23 protein-coding genes are annotated in these 23152 nt (G+C 65.8%); 13 read left to right on the top strand and 10 right to left on the bottom strand.

The window, feature by feature from the left end:
- Nucleotides 1-65 precede the first annotated feature (65 nt).
- Both A9974_RS05275 and A9974_RS05270 read right to left on the bottom strand, forming a co-directional pair.
- Complete coding sequence (locus A9974_RS05275; protein ID WP_183003083.1) at nucleotides 66-1538, bottom strand: HAMP domain-containing sensor histidine kinase; 1473 nt, start codon at nucleotides 1536-1538, stop codon at nucleotides 66-68.
- The gene (locus A9974_RS05270) at nucleotides 1535-2266 is read right to left on the bottom strand and encodes a response regulator transcription factor (protein WP_183003082.1); all 732 of its coding nucleotides are present in this window, start codon (nucleotides 2264-2266) and stop codon (nucleotides 1535-1537) included. Before A9974_RS05270 ends, A9974_RS05275 begins: the two co-directional genes overlap by 4 nt.
- A 203-nt stretch (nucleotides 2267-2469) precedes the next feature.
- Between A9974_RS05270 and A9974_RS05265 the strand changes: the two genes are divergently transcribed.
- From A9974_RS05265 to A9974_RS05230, 8 genes are all read left to right on the top strand, one after another.
- Entirely contained in the window at nucleotides 2470-3204 is a 735-nt protein-coding gene (locus A9974_RS05265; protein ID WP_183003081.1) for a cytochrome b/b6 domain-containing protein, read from the top strand.
- Nucleotides 3205-3214: 10 nt separating this feature from the next.
- Nucleotides 3215-4006: a molybdopterin-dependent oxidoreductase gene (locus A9974_RS05260; RefSeq protein ID WP_183003080.1), complete on the top strand. Its 792-nt coding sequence runs from the start codon at nucleotides 3215-3217 to the stop codon at nucleotides 4004-4006.
- Between the two features lie 54 nt (nucleotides 4007-4060).
- On the top strand, nucleotides 4061-4402 hold the full coding sequence (locus A9974_RS05255; protein ID WP_183003079.1) for a pentapeptide MXKDX repeat protein: 342 nt from the start codon (nucleotides 4061-4063) through the stop codon (nucleotides 4400-4402).
- Nucleotides 4403-4478: 76 nt separating this feature from the next.
- Nucleotides 4479-4985 carry a peptide-methionine (R)-S-oxide reductase MsrB gene (gene msrB / locus A9974_RS05250; RefSeq protein WP_183003078.1) on the top strand — a complete coding sequence of 169 codons (507 nt, stop codon included), beginning with the start codon at nucleotides 4479-4481 and terminating at the stop codon, nucleotides 4983-4985.
- 37 nt (nucleotides 4986-5022) lie between these two features.
- Nucleotides 5023-5715 (top strand): peptide-methionine (S)-S-oxide reductase MsrA, encoded by a 693-nt coding sequence (gene msrA / locus A9974_RS05245; RefSeq protein ID WP_183003077.1) that lies wholly within the window; start codon nucleotides 5023-5025, stop codon nucleotides 5713-5715.
- A gap of 257 nt (nucleotides 5716-5972) precedes the next feature.
- Nucleotides 5973-7106: a quinolinate synthase NadA gene (nadA, locus tag A9974_RS05240; protein WP_183003076.1), complete on the top strand. Its 1134-nt coding sequence runs from the start codon at nucleotides 5973-5975 to the stop codon at nucleotides 7104-7106.
- A 37-nt stretch (nucleotides 7107-7143) separates the two neighbouring features.
- Nucleotides 7144-8658 (top strand): L-aspartate oxidase, encoded by a 1515-nt coding sequence (nadB, locus tag A9974_RS05235; RefSeq protein ID WP_183003075.1) that lies wholly within the window; start codon nucleotides 7144-7146, stop codon nucleotides 8656-8658.
- A gap of 592 nt (nucleotides 8659-9250) precedes the next feature.
- Nucleotides 9251-12061: an autotransporter outer membrane beta-barrel domain-containing protein gene (locus A9974_RS05230; RefSeq protein WP_183003074.1), complete on the top strand. Its 2811-nt coding sequence runs from the start codon at nucleotides 9251-9253 to the stop codon at nucleotides 12059-12061.
- A 157-nt stretch (nucleotides 12062-12218) separates the two neighbouring features.
- Here the strand turns inward: A9974_RS05230 and A9974_RS05225 are convergent, their stop codons facing one another.
- Nucleotides 12219-12566, bottom strand: a complete 348-nt coding sequence (locus A9974_RS05225) for a hypothetical protein (RefSeq protein ID WP_370539575.1) — start codon at nucleotides 12564-12566, stop codon at nucleotides 12219-12221.
- A 25-nt stretch (nucleotides 12567-12591) separates the two neighbouring features.
- A complete protein-coding gene (locus tag A9974_RS05220; protein ID WP_183003073.1) occupies nucleotides 12592-14121 on the bottom strand; it encodes a sensor domain-containing diguanylate cyclase in 1530 nt (509 codons plus the stop codon).
- Between the two features lie 620 nt (nucleotides 14122-14741).
- On the opposite strand from A9974_RS05220, the gene A9974_RS05215 reads away from it, so the two are divergent.
- Genes A9974_RS05215 through A9974_RS05205 form a run of 3 tightly spaced genes read left to right on the top strand, consistent with a single transcriptional unit; the run spans nucleotide 14742 to nucleotide 16714 of the window.
- Nucleotides 14742-15212 carry a hypothetical protein gene (locus tag A9974_RS05215; protein WP_370539574.1) on the top strand — a complete coding sequence of 157 codons (471 nt, stop codon included), beginning with the start codon at nucleotides 14742-14744 and terminating at the stop codon, nucleotides 15210-15212.
- Between the two features lie 19 nt (nucleotides 15213-15231).
- Nucleotides 15232-15732 carry a ribosomal protein L7/L12 gene (locus tag A9974_RS05210; protein ID WP_183003071.1) on the top strand — a complete coding sequence of 167 codons (501 nt, stop codon included), beginning with the start codon at nucleotides 15232-15234 and terminating at the stop codon, nucleotides 15730-15732.
- A gap of 4 nt (nucleotides 15733-15736) precedes the next feature.
- Entirely contained in the window at nucleotides 15737-16714 is a 978-nt protein-coding gene (locus A9974_RS05205) for a hypothetical protein (RefSeq protein ID WP_183003070.1), read from the top strand.
- 55 nt (nucleotides 16715-16769) lie between these two features.
- Here A9974_RS05205 and A9974_RS05200 read toward each other — a convergent pair whose 3' ends face one another.
- The 6 genes from A9974_RS05200 to A9974_RS05175 all read right to left on the bottom strand — a co-directional run bounded on the left by A9974_RS05200 (nucleotide 16770) and on the right by A9974_RS05175 (nucleotide 21004).
- Nucleotides 16770-17741, bottom strand: coding sequence for a zinc-dependent alcohol dehydrogenase family protein (locus tag A9974_RS05200; protein WP_183003069.1), 972 nt, complete (start codon nucleotides 17739-17741; stop codon nucleotides 16770-16772).
- A 61-nt stretch (nucleotides 17742-17802) separates the two neighbouring features.
- A complete protein-coding gene (locus A9974_RS05195) occupies nucleotides 17803-18105 on the bottom strand; it encodes a helix-turn-helix transcriptional regulator (protein WP_183003068.1) in 303 nt (100 codons plus the stop codon).
- Between the two features lie 57 nt (nucleotides 18106-18162).
- Entirely contained in the window at nucleotides 18163-18459 is a 297-nt protein-coding gene (locus A9974_RS05190; RefSeq protein ID WP_183003067.1) for a hypothetical protein, read from the bottom strand.
- Nucleotides 18456-19388: a 2-hydroxyacid dehydrogenase gene (locus A9974_RS05185; RefSeq protein ID WP_183003066.1), complete on the bottom strand. Its 933-nt coding sequence runs from the start codon at nucleotides 19386-19388 to the stop codon at nucleotides 18456-18458. Before A9974_RS05185 ends, A9974_RS05190 begins: the two co-directional genes overlap by 4 nt.
- A 186-nt stretch (nucleotides 19389-19574) precedes the next feature.
- A complete protein-coding gene (locus A9974_RS05180) occupies nucleotides 19575-20126 on the bottom strand; it encodes a Dps family protein (protein WP_183003065.1) in 552 nt (183 codons plus the stop codon).
- Nucleotides 20127-20338: 212 nt separating this feature from the next.
- Nucleotides 20339-21004, bottom strand: a complete 666-nt coding sequence (locus tag A9974_RS05175) for a TetR/AcrR family transcriptional regulator (protein ID WP_183003064.1) — start codon at nucleotides 21002-21004, stop codon at nucleotides 20339-20341.
- 165 nt (nucleotides 21005-21169) lie between these two features.
- Here A9974_RS05175 and A9974_RS05170 point away from each other — a divergent pair, with 165 nt between their 5' ends.
- The gene (locus A9974_RS05170) at nucleotides 21170-21871 is read left to right on the top strand and encodes a DAPG hydrolase family protein (RefSeq protein ID WP_183003063.1); all 702 of its coding nucleotides are present in this window, start codon (nucleotides 21170-21172) and stop codon (nucleotides 21869-21871) included.
- Nucleotides 21872-21931: 60 nt separating this feature from the next.
- Nucleotides 21932-23104 carry an MFS transporter gene (locus A9974_RS05165; RefSeq protein ID WP_183003062.1) on the top strand — a complete coding sequence of 391 codons (1173 nt, stop codon included), beginning with the start codon at nucleotides 21932-21934 and terminating at the stop codon, nucleotides 23102-23104.
- Nucleotides 23105-23152 lie beyond the last annotated feature (48 nt).

The following is a 23152-nucleotide window of genomic DNA, read 5'->3' as shown; positions in this document are numbered from 1 at the left end:
GGACGCCACGCAAGGCGTCGTGCGGCGCCTGCGCGCCGCCGGTCCAGACCTGCCCCCTTCAACCCCTAACGCGCCGCCGGCAGATTGAATTCAAACACGGCGCCCGGCTCAGGCCGTTCCACCAGGCGGATATCGCTGTGGTGCAACTGCAGGATGCGATGCACGATCACCAGGCCCAGCCCGCCGCTGTCGCGCGGGCCGTTGGCCAGCACGGACGCGCGGGTAAACAACCCGGCGCGCAGCGCCTCGGGAATGCCGGCGCCGCTGTCGCTGACCCGCACCTGCACGCCCTCTCGCGCCTGCCCCAGGCTCAGTTCAATCTGCCCGCCCGGCGCGCTATGGCGGATGGCGTTGTCCAGCAGATTGGTCAGCACCCGCTCGATCATGCCCAGGTCCGCGCGCACCGGCGGCAGTTCATGGGCGATGGCCGTGGTCAGCCGCTGCTGACGCGCCTCGGCCGCCAGCTCGAACTTCTGGATCACGTCCTGCGCCAGCTCGGGCAGCGAAAATGTCTCGGGCTCCAGCCGCACCAGCCCTGACTCCAGCCGCGCCAGCTCGAACAGTTCCTGCGCCAGCCGGCCCACCTTGCGGCTTTGCGCCAGCGCGATGTCCAGATAGCGGCGACGTTCGGCCGCGTCCAGCGTCTCGTCCTTCATCCGCAGCGTTTCCAGATACCCGTGCAGCGACGTCAGCGGCGTGCGCAGATCGTGCGAAATATTGGCCACCAGGTCGCGGCGCTGCTGGTCCTGGCGCGTCAGTTCACGCCATTGCTCGGAGATGCGCCGGCCCATCTGCACAAAACTGCGGCGCAACAGCGAAATCTCGTCGCCGCTCGTCTCGGTGGCATCGGCCGGTTTTTCCAACGCCGCCAGCGCGCGCCCATCGTCGCCGTCGAAATCGCGCACCGCCCGCGTCAGCCCGCGCAACGGCCGGGTGATCAGCCCGAACGCGGCCAGGCCGGCCACCAGGCCCAGCAGCGCCACCAACGCGATCGACCACAACGTCGTGCGCAGCACCGAACTGCGCGACACCGCCATGGCCAGCGCATCATGCGCCTGCCCTTGCAGCACCACGTAGACATACCCCTTGTCCTGCCCTCCCACCCGCACCGGCGCGGCCGAGAACACCTTGGCCGTGTCCAGGTGGCGCGGGTCATCGCCTGCGATCGGCAACGCCTCGCCCGCCAGGAAACGCCGCACCGGCGCCAGATCCACCCGTTCGCGCTTGACCTGCCCCGGCGGCGCCGCGTCGCCCACGATACGGCCGTCATTGGACAGCAGGTACACCTCCACCGACGGATTCACCGCCATCAGCATGCTGAACAGCGAGCGCACCGCGTCCGGCTTCCAGCCGTTGGCGTCCATCAGCTCATTGGTGCCCGCGATGTGCTGCGCCAGCCCGCTGGACAGCCGCTGCACCACCTCTTGTTCGTAGCGCACATTGGCCGAAATCTGGAACCAGGCCGACGCGCCGCAGCACGCCAATAGCAGCAGCGCGAACACGCCGGACAGGCGTTGGGTCAAGGTCAGGCGCTTCATGGGGCGGATTCCGATTGCGACGCGGGGCCCGCCGCGAATTTATAGCCGCACCCCCAGACTGTCAGGATGCGCTGGGGATTGGACGGGTCGGTCTCGATCTTGGTGCGCAGCCGGTTGATGTGCGTGTTCACCGTGTGCTCGTAGCCTTCGTGCTGGTAGCCCCAAACATGGTTCAGCAGGTCCAGCCGCGAAAACACCTTGTCCGGGTGACGCGCGAAAAAATGCAGCAGGTCGAACTCTCGCGGTGTCAATTCCAGCCGCCGCTCGTCCACCGACGCCGTGCGCGCGACCGGGTCGATTGCCACGCCGTATTGGCGCAAGCTGCCCGCATCGATGCGGGCGTTGCGTTCCAGCGCATCCGTGCGGCGCAGCAGCGCCCGCACCCGCGCCACCAGTTCCAGCATCGAAAACGGCTTGGCCAGGTAATCGTCGGCGCCCAGTTCCAGCCCCAGGATGCGATGCACCTCGCTGGATCGCGCGCTGGTGATGATGATGGGCGTATAGCGCGCCATGGCGCGGGCCCGCTTGCAGATTTCCAGGCCGTCGATGCCCGGCAGCATCAAGTCCAGCACCAGGGCATCCCAGTCGCCCTCTTCCAGGCGGCGCATGCCTTCGTGGCCGTCGGCCGCGTGCTCGACCGCATAGCCTTCGTCGCGCAGGTGCAGGCGCAGCAATTCGGCGATATGGGCGTCATCTTCGACGATCAGGACGCGGCGGGGCGTATCCATGGCAAAGGCTCGGGTGGGTTGCACGGCGGGGTTGCCGCAAAAACGCCGGGCGCAAGCGGCAAAGCCCGCGACGGCACCGCTATTGTCGCCAATCCAGGGCGGCCAAGTTTCACATTTATTTTAAGTTTGCGTGAGGACTTGGATATCGGCCCCGGGGAAGAATGGCTCCAACGACAACGAACGCCTCCCCGAGGAGCCCCCAAATGGCCGCCATCAGTGACCGCCCCCCTGCCGCCGACGCGCCGCTCGCGGGCAATCTGCCCCGCGGGCCGAACGCCCAGGCCGCCCCTGCCGGCAGCCCGCCGTCCCCCTCGGCCCCGGCCCGGCGGGCCACGGGCTCCGCCCCGGCCTCCGTGGGCCCTGTCCACCCCGGCTGGCTGCGCGTGACCCACTGGCTCAACGCCCTGGCGGTCGTCATCATGGTGGCCAGCGGCTGGCGCATCTACAACGCTTCGCCGCTGTTTGATTTCACCTTTCCCAACGGCGCCACGCTGGGCGGCTGGCTGGGCGGCGCCCTGCAATGGCATTTTGCCGGCATGTGGCTGCTGTTGGTCAACGGCCTGCTCTACCTGGGGCTGAATCTTACGACCGGCCGCCTGGCCCGCAAGTTCTTCCCCGTCGGCCCCCGCGGCGTGCTGGCCGATCTGGGCGCCGCCCTGCGCGGCAAGCTCTCGCACGCCGACCCGCGCCATTACAACCAGGTGCAGCGGCTGGCCTACCTGTTCGTCATCGCCGACATCACCGTGCTGGTCCTGTCCGGCCTGGTGCTGTGGAAATCCGTGCAATTCGACCTGCTGCGCACCCTGCTGGGTGGCTACGAATTCGCACGCCGCATCCATTTCTTCGCCATGGCGCTGCTCGTGGCCTTCGTCGCGGTCCACCTGGCCATGGTGGCCCTGGTGCCGCGCAGCCTCATCGCCATGATTCGCGGCAAATAAGGAGCCTAGTGTGAGCGCAAAACGACGCCTGTCGCTGCTGGGCCTGGACGGCCCGGCCATCCTCAAAGAAGCCGTCAAGATCCTGGACAAGCGGGTCGAGGCCCCCTCGCGCCGCGCCTTCCTGCGCAGCAGCCTGACCCTGGGCGGGCTGGCCATGTTGTCCGGCTGCACCCTGTCCGACGACGAAAACGTCGAAAAGGCGCTGACCGCCGTCTCGCGCTTCAACGACCGCGTGCAGGGCTGGATCTTCGACCCCGACAAGCTCGCCCCCACCTACCCCGAGTCCATGATTACCCGCCCCTTTCCGTTCAATGCCTATTACGGCATCGACGAGGTGCGCCACGTGGAAGAGGAAAGCTTCCGCCTGGAAGTCACTGGCATGGTCGCCGACAAGCGCCGCTGGCGCCTGGAGGAACTACGCGCCATGGCCCAGATCGACCAGGTCACCCGCCACATCTGCGTCGAAGGCTGGAGCGCCATCGGCAAATGGGGCGGCGTGCCTTTCTCTACCTTCTTGAAGCGCGTCGGCGCCGACCTGACCGCCAAGTACGTCGGCTTCAAGTGCGCCGACGACTACTACACCAGCATCGACATGCCCACCGCATTGCATCCGCAGACCATCCTGGCGCTGACCTACGACGGCAAGACCCTGCCGCCCGAGTACGGCTTTCCCATGAAGCTGCGGATGCCTACCAAGCTTGGCTACAAAAACCCCAAGCACATCCAGGCGATCTTCGTCACCAACACCTACCCGGGCGGTTATTGGGAGGACCAGGGCTACAACTGGTTCGGCGGCAGCTAGGTGGCTTTTTGCTCTTTTGTTTTTTCATTCAACGACACACCAAAGGAACTCACCATGAAGCAACTCACCACCACCGCGTTTGCCCTGTGCCTGGCCTTCGGCGCCGTCGCCGCCCATGCGGCCGACAGCATGAGCCGCGACTCGATGTCCAAGGACGCCGCGCCCGCCAGCAGCATGTCCAAGGATGGCATGGCGAAAGACGGCATGGCCAAGGACGGCATGTCGAAAGACGGCATGTCCAAGGGCAGCATGAGCAAGGACAACATGTCCCATGACGGCATGAAGAAAGACTCGATGGGCAAGGACGGCATGTCCAAGGATTCGATGTCCAAGGACGGCATGTCCAAAGGCGGCATGAGCAAGGATTCCATGGGCAAGGACGCCATGGGCAAGTGAGGCGGGAACGGGTCGCCCTGGGGTTGTTTACCCCGGGGCCGCCATCCCACCCTCAACGACGCACACGGAGCACGTCATGAGACTGAAACGCAGACATTTCCTCGGCGCAGGCGGCGCGGTCGCCGCGGCCGCCGGGCTGGCCCCCTTGCTGGGCGCCAACCGGGCGCGCGCCGCGCAAGCCCAGGCGCCGACCTACCCCTACACGCTGACCGACGCCGAATGGCGCGCCAAGCTGACCGCCGCGCAATACGACGTGCTGCGCCGCGAGGGTACCGAACGGCCCTACACCAGCCCCCTGAACGACGAACACCGCGCCGGCACCTTCGCCTGCGCCGGCTGCGCCCAAAAGCTGTTTTCCTCCGCCACCAAATTCGATAGCGGCACCGGCTGGCCCAGCTTCTGGCAACCGCTGGAACACGCCGTGGCCACGCTGGAAGACCGCAGCTTCGGCATGATCCGCACTGCCGTCAACTGCGGCAACTGCGGCGGCCACCTGGGCCATGTCTTCGATGACGGCCCGCGCCCCACCGGACTACGCTACTGCATGAACGGCGTGGCCATGCGCTTCACCCCGCAGGCCTGACCCCGGCCCGCGTCTTTTCTGTACAGGAATCCGCATCATGCCTATCCGCACCCTGCCCCGCGCGCTCTGCGCCGCCCTGGTCACCGCTGGCGGCCTGTTCGCCGCCAACGTGGCCGGCGCCGCCGAACGCGCCGTCATCATCCCGCCGCCCGCCGTCGACGAACCCGCGGCCGCCGGCCAGGAAAAAGCCGTCATCGCGGGCGGTTGCTTCTGGGGCGTGCAGGCCGTGTTCCAGCACGTCAAGGGTGTGACTTCCGCCGTCTCCGGCTATGCCGGCGGCCAGGCTTCCACCGCCGACTACGACACCGTCAGCGGCGGCCGCAGCGGCCACGCCGAATCGGTCGAGATCACCTACGACCCCACGCAGGTCACCTACGGCCAACTGCTCCAGATCTACTTTTCGGTGGCGCACGACCCGACCCAGTTGAACCGCCAGGGGCCGGACAGCGGCACGCAATACCGTTCCACCGTATTCCCGGCCAACGACAGCCAGCGCAAGGTGGCCGAGGCCTACATCGCGCAGCTGGACAAGGCCGGGGTGTATCCCAAGGCCCTGGCCACCACGGTCGAGCCGCTGAAGGCCTTCTATCCCGCCGAGGGATACCATCAGGACTATCTGGTGCGGCATCCATACAGCATGTACATCATGGTCAATGACGTGCCGAAGGTGGAGAACCTGGCCAAGACCTTTCCGGCCATGTATCGGGACAAGCCGGTTCTGGTGAATTGAACACGCCAAATGGCCGGTGTGGGCCGCCGCAGGCCCCACTGAACCGAGCGCCAGACCGAGCGCCAACGTCAATTCCGAGGCGTCATTCAAGCTGAATGACGCCTCGGTCCGTCCCCAAAAGCATCATTGCCAGCGCCGCCCTTCTGACGCGTCAGCGCAGCCCAAGTGACTTATGCTCGTTTTAAGCATAATATGGATTGCGTTCGACCCGCGTGACGCTCACCCCAAGCGTCCACCATCAGAAATGGAGCGATGCCATGAGCCCCCACCCCCGCCGTGCAGACAGCCCGCTCGACGGAGCGACTTGCTCCAGTGCGGCTAGCCAGGCGCCAAACGGCCCGGCCCCCTCTTCCCGCCCAAGCAATGCCACCGCGTTGACCACGCACGTCCAAACGCTGCTCACCCGCCACCGCGCAGTGCTGGTCGCCCACTACTACGTCGACGCCGCGCTGCAGGACCTGGCCGAGGCAACCGGCGGCTGCGTCGGCGATTCCCTGGAGATGGCGCGTTTTGGACGGGATCATCCCGCCGAGACCCTGGTGGTCGCCGGCGTACGCTTCATGGGCGAAACCGCCAAGATCCTCAGCCCCGCCAAACGTGTCCTCATGCCCGACCAGGACGCGACCTGTTCCCTCGATCTGGGCTGCCCGGCACCCGATTTTTCGGCCTGGTGCGATGCCCATCCTGACCGCACGGTGGTGGTCTATGCCAACACCAGCGCCGCGGTCAAGGCGCGCGCCGATTGGGTCGTCACCTCATCCATCGCCCTGGACGTGATCGCGCACCTGCATGCCGAGGGCCGGAAAATCCTGTGGGCGCCCGACAAGCACCTGGGACACTACGTCCAGCGTCAAACCGGCGCCGACATGCTGTTGTGGCCAGGGGCCTGCGTCGTCCATGACGAATTCAAGGGCACCGAACTGGAGCTGCTGCGCGCGCAACACCCGCAGGCCCGCGTCCTCGCGCACCCGGAGTCGCCGCAATCGGTCCTGGCCCAGGCCGACGTGGTGGGCTCGACCACGCAGCTGATCCAGGCCGCTCGAGAACTCGAAGCGCAGCAGCTGATCGTGGCCACCGATCAGGGCATCCTGCACAAGATGCGGGCCCAGGCGCCCGGCAAGGTCTTCATCGCCGCGCCCACGGCGGGCGACAGCGCCACCTGCAAAAGCTGCGGCGTGTGCCCCTGGATGGCCATGAATACGCTGGAGCGTCTGGCCGACACCCTGGAGCACGGCCGCAACGAAATCATGCTTGACCCTGCTCTGGGAGAACGCGCCAAGGCCCCCATCGAACGCATGCTTGCCTTCGCGGACCACCGCAAGCGCCGCGTGCGCACCAGCGGCGACATGGCGCGGGACACCGAGCTCTTCGCGCGCGTCGGCCCGGCCTGAAACCCTCTCCGGCCGCCTCTTCAGATAAAAATTCGCCATGGAATTCGACGTCATCATTATCGGCAGCGGACTCGCAGGCATGACTGCGGCGCTGGAGCTGGCGCCCCGGCGGCGCGTCGCCCTGGTCGCCAAAGGCCCCCTCATGGATGGCGCAAGCCCTCGGGCCCAGGGCGGCATCGCCGCCCCGCTCGCGCTCGAGGACAGCGTGGCCGACCATGTGCGAGACACCCTGACCGCGGGCGCCGGCCTGTCCGATGCAACGGCGGCCCGACAGATCATTGCGCAGGCTCGCGATGCGATCGCCTGGCTGCAACACCAGGGCGTGGGCTTTACCCGCGCGGGCGACGCCTTGCATCTGACACAGGAAGGCGGCCACGGACGCCGGCGCATCGTGCACAGCGCCGATGCGACCGGGCGCTGCATCATGGATGCGCTGCATGATCGGGTCCGGCGTCAACCGGGCATCACGCTGCTGCCACGGCATTTTGCCATCGACGTGATCCAGCGCGGCGCAGCGGGCACGCCGTGCCAGGGCGTTCGTCTGCTCGATATCGAACACGCCCGGTACGTCGACATGATGGCCTCTCACGTCGTACTGGCCAGCGGCGGCGCCGGACAGGTCTATGACACCACCAGCGCTCCCCCATCCGCCACCGGAGACGGCATCGCCATGGCCTGGCGCGCCGGCTGCCGCATCGCCAACATGGCATTCACCCAATTTCATCCCACCGGCCTGCATCATCCACAGAGTGGCGGCTTCCTGATCTCCGAAGCCGTGCGGGGAGAAGGAGGCCTGTTGCGGCTGCCCGGCGCGCGCCGCTTCATGCCTGACCATGATCCGCGCGCCGAATTGGCGCCGCGGGACATCGTGGCCCGCGCCATCCACCAGGAAATGCGGCGCCACGGCCTGGACTGCGTCCATCTCGATATCAGCCACCGCCTCCGCGACTTCCTGCTGACGCACTTTCCCACCATTCACGCCCATTGCCTGGCGCTGGGCATCGATATGGCCGTCGACCCCATCCCCGTGGCACCCACCGCCCACTACACCTGCGGCGGAATCGTCGCGGACACCACAGGCCGCACCGAAGTCGCCAACCTGTACGCCGTGGGCGAAGCCGCCTGCACCGGCCTGCACGGCGCCAACCGGCTGGCCAGCAACTCATTGCTGGAATGCGTGGTCATGGGCCGATCCGCCGCCCGGGACATCCTGCTGCGGCCGGCTGCAAGCGTGCGTCATGCACCTGCGGCGCCTACCCCCGCACACGGGCCAGATGCTCAGACCCGCCAGCATGCCGAGGCACTGCGCGACGCCCTGCGGCGCCTGATGAGCCGGGAGGTCGGCGTCGTGCGCACCGACGCCGGCTTGCTGCGGGCCAAAAGCCAGATCGGCGCGCTGACGGCGCAGATCAAGGCGTATTGCGATCGCGACGGAACCAGCATGGCCTTGCTGGAGCTGCGCAACCTGGCCCAGGTAGCCGCGCTGATCGTGAACGATGCCATCGCGCAGTGCGGCAGCCGCGGGGCGCATTTCAATACTGACAGGCCGTAATCAGGCGTCAGGCGGTCGATGCGGATGGGAGCAAATGGATTGACCATACTGGTATCCGCGTCGACTATCCGATTATCTGAATCGACAAGTTTCATCCCCACGGCGAGCTTTAGTTGACACCGACGTCCACATTGCACAGCCGTATATCGCACCCTTCGGATAAATGCTGCCACTGCGTCGGCATCGATCTGTCCAACAGCAGCCAGATCGTTGAATTACTTGGCTTTATATAGACAACAGCGAAGATTTATCAATAATAAAAAAAATAGAAATTCCGCCAAACCCGCCCAACGCCATCCACATCACGGCAAACGCTATCGAATGTATCAATAAGCGCCATTTAGATAATAAGGATGGTATCCAGTCGTCATTCCAAAAACCTGACGGTTGGTATCCATCTCAAATATATAGATAATCAAGATGGTATCTCCCGGTTAATTCTTCGTTCTGCAAAAAAACTGGTATAAATTGCGTCCTTTTTTTCGATCACCCATCTCGTCCAGCCAAATGTTTCTATATGCAGCAGCCCGTCTGCATCAACAAACAAGGCTTGGGCGCCAGATTATTAATCGAAATATAAAGGACCCCAGTTTTGATAAAAAGCACGAACAAGTGGCTGACCGCGACGCTCGCCCTCAGCACCACCTATCTCAGCGGCGCCCTGGCCGCCGACCTGACCGTTGCTCCCGGCAATACCCAGGTATTCGACGGCTCGGTCAACTACCCCGGCGGGGTTGACGTCAACGGCGGCACGCTGGTCATCGGCGGCAATGGCGGCGGCGCCGGCGTCACCCTCAACGGCAACGTCAACGCGGCATCGAATGGCACCGTTTCGGGCTTCGGCGCCATCAACGGCAATCTCAACGTCACGGGCAACGCGCGCGTTGCGCCCGGCTATCCCCTTGGCACCCCGACCGGCGTCTCCAACGGCAACCTCGTCGTCAAGGGCGACCTGTCGATGAACAACGCCGTGTTCGACTTCGAGACGGGCTACGCCGGCCTGCCCATTACCCAACCCGGCACGGGCGACAACATCACCGTCGGCGGCAACGTCGCCCTGAACAACACGACCCTGAACGTCTCGGTCAACACCCTGGGCGTCAACGGCGGCTACTACCGCATCATGTCGTACGGCGGCACCCTGAGCGGCAACGGCCTGACGCTGGGCACCGTCACCGGCGACTCGCTGCCCGGCGCCACCCTCCAGTCGCTGACCGGCGACAAGCAGATCAACCTCATCCTGGGCCCCAGCACCACCAACTTGTGGAACGGCAACGGCGCGGCATCGGCCACCCGCGCCGGTGGCGGCAACGGCACCTGGACCGCAACCGGCGGCAACTGGAATAGCCCTACCAATGCCACCGGCGCCCTGCCCGACGGCGGCTACGCCATCTTCACCGGCGCGGCCGGCACCGTCACCGTTGATGGCAGCGCCGGTCCGGTGCGCGTGTCGGGCATCCAGTTCGCCACCGACCGCTACACCGTGCAAGGCGCGCCCATCACGCTGGTCGGAAACGGCGGCAACCCGCCCGCCCTCGTCGTCGGCGACGGCACCTATGCCTCGGGTCAATTCGTCGACACGATCAACAATCCGCTGCAAGGCACGCAGGGCTTCGTCAAGACCGGCCCCGGCTCGCTGATCCTGAACGCCGACAGCAGCGGCCTGACTGGCCCCATCCTGATCGCCGACGGCGCCCTCGAAATCAATGGCAAACTCAATGGCCCCATGGACATCGGCCGCGAAGTCGTGCTGGCCGGCGTCGGTCAGGTCGGCACCACCACCCTCTACCCCACCGCCGTCATCTCGCCGGGCAACGATGGCTCGCCCATCGGCACCCTCACCGTCAACGGCAACCTGACCTTCGGCCAGGACACCCTCTACCGCGTCCACGCCGATCCGGCCAGCAGCGCCAGCGACCGCATCCACGTCACCGGCGTGGCCTACCTGGACGGCACCGTCGCCCACGTCGGCCCGGCCGGTAATTACGCGCCGCGCACCACCTACAACATCCTGACCGCCGACGGCGGCATCCAGGGCCGCTTCACCGGCACCTCCAGCGCTTATGCGTTCCTGACCCCCTCTCTCAGCTACGACGCCAAGAACGCCTTCATGACGCTCACGCGCAACGACGTGCCGATTGGCAGCATCGGCGGCTCGGGCAACGCGGGCAGCGTGGGCGATGCCCTGGACAAGGAAGATCCGCCGGTGGCGGGCAACGGCTCTTCGTCGTCGGGCAACGGCTCGTCCTCATCGGGCAACGGCTCGTCGTCGAGCGGCAATGGATCCTCGGTGATCGGCAGCGGCATCTCGTCGCCCAAGAACACCGGCGCCAGCCAGGTGACGACCGCGGTGCTCACCATGACGCCGACCGAAGCGAAATCGGCGCTGACGCTGCTGGCCGGCGAAGCCTACGCCAGCAACGCCAGCGTCTTGCAGAGCCAGAGCGATACCGTGCGCTCGCTGCCGCTGGACCATCTGCGCAGCAACCTCGACGCGCCGGTACGCGCCGGACAAGCGACCGCGCAACTGGGCACGCCGTCGCCCGACGCCCTACCGCAAAGCGGCGCTCATCCGGTCTGGGCACAGGCCTTCGGCAACTGGGGTTCCTTTGGCGGCGACGGCAACGCAGCGCGCGTCAGTCAATCGGCCGGAGGCCTGTTCGTCGGCAGCGATGCCGCCGTGGGCAACGGCTGGCGCCTGGGCGGCGCGGTCGGCTACATCGGCAGCCACAGCTCGATTGCGGACACCTCGTCGCGCACCGATGCCGACAGCTACACGGCAACGGTATTCGGCGGCCGCAATTTCGCCGCGGGTCCCGGCGCCATCCGCTTCATGGCAGGCGCGGCCTATACCTGGCATGACATCGACACGAAGCGCAATGTCACGGCCGGCAGCCTGAACCAGCAGCTCAAGTCTTCCTACAGCGCGTCGTCAACGCAGCTGTTCACGGAGCTGGGCTACAAGCTGCCGCTGGGCGACGCCTACACGATCGAACCTTACGCCGGCCTGGCGTGGAACCAGCTGCGCACGCGCGGCTTCCAGGAATCGGGCGGATCCGCGGCGCTGCGCGGGTCGGGCAATACCGACGATGTGACCAGCACCACGCTGGGCATGCGCGGGTCGTGGGAGTTTGAGTCCAAGGGCGCCCCGGGCCGCGTGACCGCGTCGCTGGGCTGGCGCCATGCCATGGGCGATGTGAAGCCCCGCCAGGAGCTGGCTTTCGAGGGCGGCAGCACGTTCTCGGTGACGGGGGTGCCGATCGCGCAGAATGCGGCCGTGGTCGGGCTGGGCGCCGAGGTCGCGATTGCGCGGAATACGACGGCGGGGGTCGCTTACGACGCGCAGTTTGGCGGCGGGAATCGGCAGCAGTCCGGCGTGTTGAAGTTGGCGGTGCGGTTCTAGGCTGACACCAAACGGTGTGCAGGCGTCGCGAATGCGACGCCTGCGACGGCCAGCACCAGACGGGAAATAGCGAGCTTGGGACTGGAAGCGGACGACCTGTGAAGCCCGCACCCGGCCAGGAACGGTCGCGCAAACCGACCGCCCCCGGCGAGGCCGTTCAGGCGGTCAGGAAGCGCACGACTTCGTCCCAGTCGTTCGTCGACAGGGCGACGTCCTCGTAGTCGCCTTCTTCCTCGTCGTAGCGCGAAACACAGAAACGCTGGCTCCGGCCGGATTCGCGGTCGGCATAGTCGGCGTAGTCGACATACACTTTCAAGCCGCGCTCCGCGTTTTCGAACGAAGGGGCTGCGTCGATGTAACTCGACGTGTCGGAGTAACCTTCGGGCAGGGTCGGCAGGGTTGTTATGTCGTAGTCGGGAAACTCGCGACGCAGTCGTTCAAGATTCATAAGGCAAGCACGTAGAGGCAGGAAGTTCGACATTTTACGTTGTTCGGTGTCGGCCACCACAATGCCCCAAGCTCGAAGCTCGTCACGGGTTGGCGAAGCGCATTTCCCCCGCCCGCCGCGCCTGCTTGTCGGCATACATCAGCCGGTCGGCTTCCTTGAGCGCGGCCTGCAGCGAGCAGACGGACGGGTCGACGCTGACAATGCCCAGGCTTGCGCCGGGATAATGAAAGCCACATTCCGCAAACGCATACGGGCCTGTCAATAGCGGCGCCAGCCGGCCGCGCATCGCGTCGACGACCCCTTGCGGAGCATCCAGCCGGGGCGGCGCGGCCATGCCAATCACGACGAACTCGTCGCCGCCCCAACGGCCCAGCATCTCGCCCACGCGCAGACCCGCCGACATCCGCCGGCCCACTTCGACCAGGAATTGGTCGCCCACCTCATGCCCGAAAGTATCGTTGATCGGCTTGAACCCATCCAGATCAATGAACGCCACCACCACCCATTGGCGCGTCCGTCTGGCCAGCGCGAACATGCGATCCAATTCGGTCAAGACCGCTCGTCGATTCGGCAGGCTGGTCAGGGCGTCATAGTTGGCGGCATGCCGGTCGTCTTGCCGCCGCATCACCATCTGCATGACCGCGTGGCCACATAGCAGAATCAGGACCAGACCGACCGTCGCGACCAACCCCGCCAACAACAAGTGCTGCCTGCGCGTGGGCGCCAGGCGCTCCAAGGTCGCCAGGGTGAGCAGCTGGTATTGCGTGCCCGCCAAGGGCTGGCGGCGCAGCAGATAGGGGCTGCCGTCAATCAACCACTGGTCGGCGAATTCTGCGCTGCCTGCCGCGCGCACCTCCATGGGCTCGCCCAACGCTTCCTCTCCGTCGGACGGCAGTACCGTGCCCGGCGGCAAAAGCGTGGCGACGTTGCGCAGCATGAATCGCTCGTCCGACGCCGTGATCACGCGCCCCTGGCGATTGACGATCAGCGCAATATGGCGCCCGGTCAGATACATCGCAACCTCCGGCGCGTCAAACTTCACCGTAACCGAGCCCAAGGGGGTGTCGTTTGCGTCCTCGATACGACTGGCCACGAAATAAGATGGCGTTTTATTCAAGCGGGCGATACCAAATGAATAACCGTTGCCGGTACGCAAAGCGTCGATGAGGTAAGGCCGGCCGGAATAGATCATGCCCACGATACTGCCGGGCTCCGCCCAGTTGCTGGCCGTGACGGTGTCGTCCGACAGGTTATTCATATAAATGCGGGCGTAGTGCAGATCACCCGCCAGCGCGTTCATGAATTCACCGACTTTGCGCACCAACGGGTCGCGGGTAAATTGTGCGGCGCGCTCCTGACGCGTCAATTCGGCAGTGCCGGGCGGATCGACACGATACCGGCGGGCAAGCTCGATAACCAAGGCCTGGCGCGCCACCATATTGGCCACGCTGACCATCTCGGTAAACAGACGGCCCATGATGCGTGCGGTGGTTTTGGCCTCGTATTCCAGGTTGGCCGCCAACCTCTCCAGCTGCGCAGTCACCATTCTTTGCGATATCCACCCGCCCAGGCCGGCCACCAGCAGCAACCAGGCGATGGCCAATCCCAGCATTGCTCGACGCGCGAATCGCCGAATCTGCGGTCCATGCCTGCTTTGCTCGTGCAAAACCTCACCTCCGCGCTGATAGTCAATAGGGTAAAGAAGCTACGCTATTCAATACTCGTGGCGCTCTGGTTTCTGGCGAGAACACGGCGACTGCGAGTCAGCAACAGCATATCGCCTGAAATGATTGCTGTATTTTCTTTGACAATTCTTGACAGTGCGGTTGCGGCGAAGTTGGGCCTTGCGTGGCCCAAAGGCCGCGCTTGCACAGGGGCGAGCCATATACCCGCAGCCGAAGACAGGCTTGCGCCGGATATTCGCGCCACCGTGACTCGCGCTCATGCCTGCGGCAGAAAAAACATAATCAAACTACAACTTCGGTGCCGAAAGCTGTAATCTGGCACCATTATTCTCCGGCCCCGATCGACGATATGCTCACCCCCATGACTATTCGACAGATTGCCCTGGCACTTGCCGCCCTCACCCTTTGCCCCGCTCTAGGCGCGCAGTCCGCCCCCAAGACTGCGCCCTGGACCCCGCCCGACCCCACGACCTGCAACTTCTCGGCTTGGACCAACGATCAAAAACCCGTGATTCAAGTGCGCGCCGCGGCCTCTGCGGAATCCAAAGTGCTAGGCACCCTGCCGACCACCCGCGGCGACGCCCCTGATCCCACCATCGACTACTACAGCGTCACCTTCGACGTGACCGAGGCGCGCGATGGGTGGCTCAAGATCAAGAACGCCAGCGACGACAAGACGGGCAACGACCAGCCCCGGCCGCGGCCCGTGTATCAAGGCGCGGGCTGGGTCGAAGCTTCGGATGCACGGATCGGTATTCAGTCGGCGCGGGGCTACGCCCGGCCGGATGCCGGCAGCGAGCGGATACTGGACCTGGGCAGCGACTGGCTGACCGAAAGAGCCGCCTTGCGAGGCATCGTGGCCTGCGATGGCGACTGGCTGCTGCTGGATTACGAAATGCGCAACAGCGACAAGTTCGAGCCGCTCGCGCCCAAGGACCGCACACAGGGACGAGCGTGGTTCCGCGGCATCTGCTCGTCTTCCGAGACGACCTGCGATATGCCGTCGGTCGACAAATGACGGCACCCCAGGAGACTTCATGACCCAGCTTCCCCCCGAAGCCATCGCTGCGTTGGCGCGCGGCAACTTCATCGAAGCCATCAAGATCACGCGCGACCGCAGCGGCATGGACCTCAAGTCGTCCAAGGAAGCCGTCGAGCGCTACGCCAATAGCGTAGCGGGCGCGCAGGCGCAGGACGCCGGCTGGACCTACGGCCAGGCCGAGGCTGGCGACGCGCAAGGCAGCCGGCCCGCCGTGGTGCCGCCGGCCGCGCTGGCCGCCCTTGCCCGCGGCAAGAAGGTCGAGGCCGTGAAGATCACACGTGACGCCACGGGCCTGGGGCTGGCCGAAGCCAAAAGGCTGGTGGATGCGCAGCTCAATCCCGCCGCGGCGGATATCGAGCATCAGCCGTCCAACGCGTCGGCCAATCCCATGCTCGAACCCGGCCGCGTGTCGAGCGGCGGCTTCAAATGGCTGCCTTTCTTCATCATCCTGCTGCTTGCGGTGCTGGCGTGGGTATTTCTTGGCAAGGGGGCATGAAACCGTGATCGTTCCCCAGTACTGGGCCGAAGGCCGCATCCAGGAGCGCGTGGCGGGCAAGCAGTACACCGTGCGCCGCTATGGCTGGTCCGACGACAGCCAGGCGGCGGCGCAGGCGCATGCCGACGCGCGCACCCGCGCGGCCTTTGACCGCATTGTCAGCGGCGAAACGCTGAACCGCCGCGAGCGCAAGCTGGCATACAACGGCGCCGAAGGCATGCCGATCCGCGAGGAAATCCTCGACCGCGACGGTGACAGCATCATCACCCGCAACGGCTACGGCGCGCGTTGCCTGAATACGCCCGACGTGATGTTTGTCGATGTCGATTTTGAAGAAACACGCGGCAGCGCGCGCGGACTGACGGTGATCGGCGCGGCGTTCATCGGCGCCCTGGCCGTGGGCTACGGGACGGGCTCGGCGATGGCGTGCGTCGCCACGTTCATGCTGGTGACGGCCTTTGGTTTCTGGCGCGCGCGCGCCGAGGGGCTACGTGTTACCGAGGACAAGCGCGATCCGCTGGCTAGCGTGCGCGAGCGTGTGGACCGCCTCATCCAACTGCACCCCGACTGGCACCTGCGCCTGTACCGCACGCCCGCGGGTATGCGCGTCCTGGCCATGCACGATGTCTACACGCCGTCGGATGCCGCCGTGACCGAGGCATTCGAGACGCTGGACGCGGACAAGATATACGCGCGCATGTGCCGCAACCAGAACTGCTTTCGGGCGCGCGTCAGCGCCAAGCCCTGGCGGGTGGACATCGACGAGCACCTGCCGCGTCCGAACGTCTGGCCGGTGCCGTTCGACAAGCAACCCGCGCGCAACGCCTGGGTAGCGCGCTACGAGAAGGCGGCTGCGGGCCATGCCGCCTGCCAGTACCTGGAAACGGTGGGCAGCAAGCTGAACGTGCATCCGCACGCGGCGGCGGTGCAGACCCTGCACGACGACCTCACCCGTGCCCACAGCGGGCTGCCGCTGGCGTGAAGCATCGTGCCAGGCGCGGGGTTCAGTGATGCGACGCCGGGCCTGGCAATCTCCCTCACTTCGGCTGCGGTCCGACCGCAATCGCGATTTTTCCCCGCAAGCCGTTGTTGGGGCTTTCCAGCCGGGCATGGGCGGCCGCCATATCGGCAAGTGAATACACCGCGCCGACATGCGGCCGCAACTGACCGCGCGTGACCAATGCGCTTAACTCGTCGAGCTTGCCGCGGTTCTGTCGGGTGAAAATGAAGTGGTAGCTCGCGTTCTTGCCCCAGGCCTGGATCAGGTTCTGCGGCTGGGCGATATCCACGATCGAGACGACGCGGCCCAGCTGCGCCAGCACATCGGGGCTGCGTGACAAGGTATCGCCGCCGATGGTGTCGAACACCACGTCAACGCCTTGGCCGCCCGTCAGCCGCGCGATGGCGTCGACGTAATCCTCGTTCTCGTAGTCGATGACCTCGTCGGCGCCCAGGTCGCGAACGAACTCGGCGTTGGCTGCGCGCACGGTCGTGAAGACTTTCGCGCCGATGGCTTTGGCGAGCTGGATCGCGACATGGCCGACGCCGCCCGCGCCGCCGTGCACCAGAATGCGCTCGCCCACTCTCAGCGCCGCGCGTCCGACCAGGGCTTCCCACGCCGTCCCGCCCACCAGGGTGAGGCTGGCGGCCTCCAGATGGCTCAGCGCGGCGGGTTTCTTGCCGACGATGTGCTCGGCGGCGACGTGGTATTCGGCATAGCTGCCCGGGCCGTCGAAGATCTGCGGGGTATACCAGACCTCGTCTCCGGGAACGAAGGCCGTGACGCCCGGCCCCACGGCTTCGACGACGCCGGAGACGTCGTGACCGGTGATGGCCGGCAGCGGCACCAGGTCGGGATAGTCGCCACGCCGGACCTGGTAGTCCAGGGGGTTGATGGACGTGGCATGAACCCGGACCAGCACTTGCCCTGCCTGCGGCACGGGCTTGGGCACGTCACGCAGCTCGAACGCCTCGGGCCCGCCAAATGCGTTAAGTACGACTGCTTTCATTATCACTCCTCGTTTCGATAAATAGGGATATCGGGAATTACCGATATTTTGGGATAAAAAATTACAACTCTTTCCCGATGAGCTGGGCCAGCGCGCGGATGGTGGCTTCATTGCGCTTGTAGTAAGTCCACTGCCCGATGCGCCTGACTTCGACCAGGCCGGCGCGTTGCAGGGTGGCAAGGTAATCGGACACGGTGGACTGCGACAGGCCGACGCCCTCCTGGATGCTGCTGACGCAGACGCCGACCGTATTGACGTCGCCCTCGTCCTGCGGCGGGAAGCTCCTGGCGGGGTCCTTCAACCCTTTCAGGATGTCCAGACGCGTGCGGTTCGAGAGGGCTTTGAAGATGTCGAGCAAGTCCATGCCGCCATGATATCGGGATTTACCGATATGTCAATTTGGAAAACTGACGGCGCGGCGCTAGCCAAACAGCGCGGTGGCCTTGCCGCCTGCCAGCACCTGCTCGAACAAGGCATCAAGGCTGATGGTGCGAAACGCATCCCAGGCGAAGGCGTTTTCGGCGGTGCCAGCGTAGTCGGCCGCGCTGAGAAACCAGCACGTATCGTCTGCACTGCTCAGTTGAGCGTACAAGGGCAGGAACCCCGAATGATTGTCGGTGTTTGCCGGCACAATCGCCGGGCCGGTACCCGCCGCGCTGTGCAGTACCGTCCACCCGCGCGCGGCAAGGTAACCCAGGAAACGTTCGTGCAGGGTCATACCGGCGTGACCACGCCGCGTCCGGAAAAATGCCCGTCGATGTTCTCGACGAAATTGGTGAACTGCGCGTGGATGGATTCCGGCGACCAGCCGGCCAGGTGCGGCGTCAGGATCACGTTGTCCAGCCCGATCAGTTCGGCCGGCGGCTGGGGCTCGCTTTCGTAGACGTCGATGCCCGCGCCGGCGATGGTGCCCGCGGCCAATGCGACGGCCAGCGCCTGGGTGTCGACGATGCTGCCGCGGCCAACATTGACCAGATAGCCGTCGGCGCCCAAGGCCTGCAACACTTCCGTGTTGATCATGTGGTGCGTGGACGCGCCGCCCGGCGCGGCACAGACGAGAACGTCGCACCACGCCGCCAACCCCAGCACGCTGTCGAAGTACTGATACGGCGAACCCGGCTTGGCGTTGCGGTTGTGGTAGGCCACCGGCATGTGAAAGCCGGCGGCGCGCGTGGCGATCTTTTCCCCGATGGCGCCCATGCCCAGGATGCCCAACCGCTTGCCCGAGACGTTGCGCGGCGGCGTAATGGCGGTGCGCCACACGCCGTCCCGGCACAACTGGTCCAGCTTGCGGAAATTGCGGATGCTGGCGATGACCAGCCCCATCGCGTGGTCGGCCACGCATTCATCGTTGGCGCCGCGGCCATTGGTGACGATGATGCCGCGCGCCTTGGCCGCATCGACGTCCACGCTCTCGTGGCCGACGCCCATGCACGAAATCAGGGCAAGCGCCGGCATGGCCGCGATTTCATCGGCGCTCAGGCCGATGGTGCCGATGGTCAGCACCGCCTGAAACCGCGCGCCCTGCGTGGCGATGGCGGCCTTGCGCTCCTGCGCGGTGGGGGCATACGTGACGTCGTAACGCTGCATCAGCGCGTCCAGATTGGCGCGCACGACGGGGCAGAGAATCAACAGAGGGATTTTCATGGGGGGACCGGCAAGGGGCGTGCCCATGCCGCATTCATCGAGGCCGAAAACGGGAAAGACTATATGCCTATTCCCCCCGCCTGTCATGATGCGCCGGACGCCGCCGCGCCCCGTCATTACCGGGCATTTTCCGCCTGGCAATCGGCACATCCGGGCGCCAGGATCAGAGCCCGGAACCCGCGCGGATCAATGGCCCGTCGTGTCGCCTTCGCGGCTGGCTTCAAACAGGAACCAGGTGCGGCGCTCGGTCTCGTCGATCCAGTTCTCGATCAGGCTGGAACTCGCGATATCGCGGTGTTCGTCGGTGACGTTGTGCGCTTCGCGCAGCGACGCGGCCAGGGTTTTGTTGTCTTCGCGCAATTCGGCCAGCATGTCCAGCGGCTGGACGTAATCGGCGTCGTTGTCGGCAATGCGCTGCGTGCGCGAGATGTGGCCGATAGACCGCAGCGTGGTGCCGCCGATCTTGCGGATGCGTTCGGCGATGGGGTCGGTCATGGCGAAGAGCTGGTCGCCCTGCTCGTCCAGCAATAGGTGGTAGTCGCGGAAGTGTGGTCCGCTGACGTGCCAATGGAAGTTCTTGGTCTTCAGGTACAGCGCGAATACGTCGGCCAGCACCTGGTTCAGCACCGCGGAGATATCGCGGGTGGCGGCGGCAGCCAGATCGGTAGGGGTCGCCAGCGGGCGCTTGCGCAGCGTTTTCGCCGCCTTGGTGGTCTTCTCATTCAGTTTCTTGGCCATGAATCGCAGCTCCTGGAAATGATTCGGAAACCTCGCACGCGGCGCCGATCGATGGCACCGCGCCATCCCAGGGTAGTTCCGTATGCCCGCTTTGCCAAATCGGCGCGCCATGCTGGCGCCAAGCTGAATGCAAGTCGGTTTCAACATGACGGCCGTACTAGTTTTTCCGGACCGCCGCGGCCCCCTTGCGGCGGGCGACGACACCGGCGAGCCTAACGCTTCTTCACCTCGAACACCCTGCCCTCGCCCGCGAACAATGTCACGCAAGCCTGGATGCGCTGCGCGACCGAGCCTTCTGGCAGTGGCGGCGTCAGACCCAGCGCCATCTGCCGCAACGGCTCGGCGATGACCATGGCCAGCAGCAAGCCGGCGGTGTCGCGCGGCTGCTGGATGCGGATCAGGCCGCGCGCGGCAAGCTTCTCGAACCAGGCGCCCAACATGGCCGTGCCGCGCTCGATGCCGTTGCGCTGATAGACGCCCAACAACGCTTCGCGCGCCGGAAAATCGGCGGTCAGCAGTCGGAACATGCCGACAGCGTCAGCGGACAGCGCGCGGTCGGCGATGGTCTGCAGCACGCGCGCCAAGGCAGGCAGCACGTCGGCAGCCGTGGCGACGTCTTGCGCCATGACGGGCTCGAAGGTGTCCGTCCAGCCGCGCACCACCTGCGCGACCAGGTCTTCGCGGTTGGCGGCGAAACGGTAGACGGTTTTCTTGGCCATGCCGGCACGCTTGGCCACCGCTTCCAGCGTGGCGGCGGCGTAGCCTTCGTTCAGCAGCAGCCAGGTAGCGGCCTGCAAGGCGGCCGCGTGCAGCTCGGCATCGGGCCGGGCGGGACGGCCGCGCGAGCGCGGCGCAGGGGGTAAAGCCAGGGTCGCCATGGGCGGTAGATCGTCCTGATGAGCAGCAAAGCCGGATGTCCCGGCGATGAACGGCGCTGCCGCGAGTGCCGTTGATGAAGCGTGATCTTACACGCTCCGTTATTTTGGAAACGCAAAACGTTTCTTTATTATAGAATCAGGTTCCCAACTCCTGGAAACCCTGCCATGACCACCCCACACCCCGACGCGGCCCACATCGCCGCCGACCTGGACACCCTGCTCGACCCCGCCCCGCTGCGCCTGGAAACCGGCATCACCCGGCTGCCCGGCGGCGGCCTGATCGTGGCGGCGCGCACCGACCTGCACGGCTGCAAGGGCCGCATGCTGGACTGGTGGTTCAAGTTCTTCCAGACGACGCAGCACATCAAATGGTGGCATCCGCAGGACCACGTCGAACACCTCGGCTGGGACGAGCAATGGCGCCGCGGCGAAAACTACATCGGCGCGTCGATCCATGCGGTGGAATCGCTGGCGGACCTGCCGCCGGTGGCGGCCAAGCTGAAGTTCCATGCGCCTGAAGACTGCCTGGACGCCGCGCGCCTGCAGGCGGCCACGGCAAACGGCGATATGTCGGCGGCGGTCTATGCACGCATCGGTTTTGGCGGCCACATCAAGCTGGACGCCAACGGCGATCCGCTGGACGGCCAGATGATCCACCTGGCCCGCGATACGCCGTTCGGCTGCGTGCTGCGCAGCCGCTTCTACCTGGGCCTGTCCAGCGCGCAACCCGAACAGGACGTGCCGGACGCGCTGGGGCTGAACCTGCTGCGGCACTGCTATACGGAGTTCACGTTCCTGTCGCGGTTCCTGCCGTCGATCTATTTCGGCGAGCACGCCAACGGCGAGGCCATCCCCCTGCCCTGGTAGCGCCCGCGCCGGAAGGAGTATGCTACGGCGCTTCATTCCGGCCTCACCCCCCACATCGCTATGCGCGGCAACCCCGACGCCCGGCAAGGCGCTATCGCCCTGCATGGGTTCTACTTCCTGTACTACGGCTTGCAGGGCGTCAGCATTCCCTTTCTTCCCTTGTGGTTCGCCAACCGCGGGCTGGACCCGGCGCTGATCGGGCTGATCGTGGCGACGTCGTTCCTGCCGAAGATCCTGTCCACGCCGGTGGTGGCGCACGTGGCCGACCAATCCGGCCGCGCCCATGGCCTGATCGCCGCCGCGCTGGGCGCCTCGCTACTGCTGTTCATCTGCTATCCGTTCAGCCAGGCGCCCGCGTGGCTCTTTGCCATCACCCTGCTGCTGAACGCCGTGTTTCCGGCGGTGCTGCCGCTGCTGGACCGCATGGCGATCGCCAGCGGCCGCGGCCAGGGCAATTCGTACACCATCATCCGCGCCTGCGGGTCGCTGGGCTTTGCCATCGTGACGGTGGCCGGCGGCTATCTGATCAAGACGTTCAACGCGGATTGGGTAATGTGGCTGTCGATCCTGCTGATCATCGCCTGCATTGCCTGCGTGCGGCTGTTGCCGCAGGCGGCCCGCCCCAGCGCGGATGACGCGCCGGTCGAGCGCGTGCGTCTGCCGATGCGCGAGATCCTGCGCGACCGGCCGCTGCTGCTGTGCATCGGCGCGGCATCGCTGGTGCAGGCCAGCAACGGCTTTCTGTATTCATATTCGACGCTCTACTGGACCGATCGTGGACTGTCGACGGCGCTGATCTCGATGCTGTGGGCGGTGGGCGTGACCAGCGAGGTGCTGTTCTTCTTCCTGGCGCCCAAGGTGCTGGCTCGGGTCGGCGCGCAGTGGCTGATCCTGGCGTCGGCGGCCATGACGGCGATCCGCTGGGCGGGGCTGTCGGCAACGACGGATCCGGCGTGGATCGGCGCGCTGCAGCTGTTGCAGTGCTTCACGCTGGCAGGCAACAACGCGGCCATCATGTGGTACATCGCCAGACGGGTGCCGGCGGCCTGCAAGACGTCGGCCATCGCGCTGTATGCGCTGCTGTCGGGCGGGGTGTTCATGTTCGGCAGCATCCAGCTGGGCGGCGCGCTGTACCGCAGCTATGCGCCGGGGGGCTTCCTGGTGATGGCGCTGTGCGCGGCCTGCGCGATTCCGTTGGTGCTGCTGTCGGAAAAGCGCACGCGGGCCGCGTAGCGCCAGCGCGACCGGCAAGCGGTTGCAGCGCCCGCCACGGCGCCGCGC

It is taken from the genome of Achromobacter sp. UMC71, assembly GCF_014170305.1.
GTDB lineage: Bacteria > Pseudomonadota > Gammaproteobacteria > Burkholderiales > Burkholderiaceae_B > Achromobacter.
This window is presented reverse-complemented; position numbering and strand designations above follow the sequence as displayed.

What these genes read in the sequence shown, in the direction of transcription:
- A9974_RS05275 (WP_183003083.1), bottom strand. Translation starts at nt 1,538, where the DNA reads ATGAAGCGCCTGACCTTGACCCAACGCCTGTCCGGCGTGTTCGCGCTG.
- A9974_RS05270 (WP_183003082.1), bottom strand. Translation starts at nt 2,266, where the DNA reads ATGGATACGCCCCGCCGCGTCCTGATCGTCGAAGATGACGCCCATATC.
- A9974_RS05265 (WP_183003081.1), top strand. Translation starts at nt 2,470, where the DNA reads ATGGCCGCCATCAGTGACCGCCCCCCTGCCGCCGACGCGCCGCTCGCG.
- A9974_RS05255 (WP_183003079.1), top strand. Translation starts at nt 4,061, where the DNA reads ATGAAGCAACTCACCACCACCGCGTTTGCCCTGTGCCTGGCCTTCGGC.
- msrB (WP_183003078.1), top strand. Translation starts at nt 4,479, where the DNA reads ATGAGACTGAAACGCAGACATTTCCTCGGCGCAGGCGGCGCGGTCGCC.
- msrA (WP_183003077.1), top strand. Translation starts at nt 5,023, where the DNA reads ATGCCTATCCGCACCCTGCCCCGCGCGCTCTGCGCCGCCCTGGTCACC.
- nadA (WP_183003076.1), top strand. Translation starts at nt 5,973, where the DNA reads ATGAGCCCCCACCCCCGCCGTGCAGACAGCCCGCTCGACGGAGCGACT.
- nadB (WP_183003075.1), top strand. Translation starts at nt 7,144, where the DNA reads ATGGAATTCGACGTCATCATTATCGGCAGCGGACTCGCAGGCATGACT.
- A9974_RS05220 (WP_183003073.1), bottom strand. Translation starts at nt 14,121, where the DNA reads ATGCTGGGATTGGCCATCGCCTGGTTGCTGCTGGTGGCCGGCCTGGGC.
- A9974_RS05210 (WP_183003071.1), top strand. Translation starts at nt 15,232, where the DNA reads ATGACCCAGCTTCCCCCCGAAGCCATCGCTGCGTTGGCGCGCGGCAAC.
- A9974_RS05200 (WP_183003069.1), bottom strand. Translation starts at nt 17,741, where the DNA reads ATGAAAGCAGTCGTACTTAACGCATTTGGCGGGCCCGAGGCGTTCGAG.
- A9974_RS05195 (WP_183003068.1), bottom strand. Translation starts at nt 18,105, where the DNA reads ATGGACTTGCTCGACATCTTCAAAGCCCTCTCGAACCGCACGCGTCTG.
- A9974_RS05190 (WP_183003067.1), bottom strand. Translation starts at nt 18,459, where the DNA reads ATGACCCTGCACGAACGTTTCCTGGGTTACCTTGCCGCGCGCGGGTGG.
- A9974_RS05185 (WP_183003066.1), bottom strand. Translation starts at nt 19,388, where the DNA reads ATGAAAATCCCTCTGTTGATTCTCTGCCCCGTCGTGCGCGCCAATCTG.
- A9974_RS05180 (WP_183003065.1), bottom strand. Translation starts at nt 20,126, where the DNA reads ATGGCCAAGAAACTGAATGAGAAGACCACCAAGGCGGCGAAAACGCTG.
- A9974_RS05175 (WP_183003064.1), bottom strand. Translation starts at nt 21,004, where the DNA reads ATGGCGACCCTGGCTTTACCCCCTGCGCCGCGCTCGCGCGGCCGTCCC.
- A9974_RS05170 (WP_183003063.1), top strand. Translation starts at nt 21,170, where the DNA reads ATGACCACCCCACACCCCGACGCGGCCCACATCGCCGCCGACCTGGAC.
- A9974_RS05165 (WP_183003062.1), top strand. Translation starts at nt 21,932, where the DNA reads ATGCGCGGCAACCCCGACGCCCGGCAAGGCGCTATCGCCCTGCATGGG.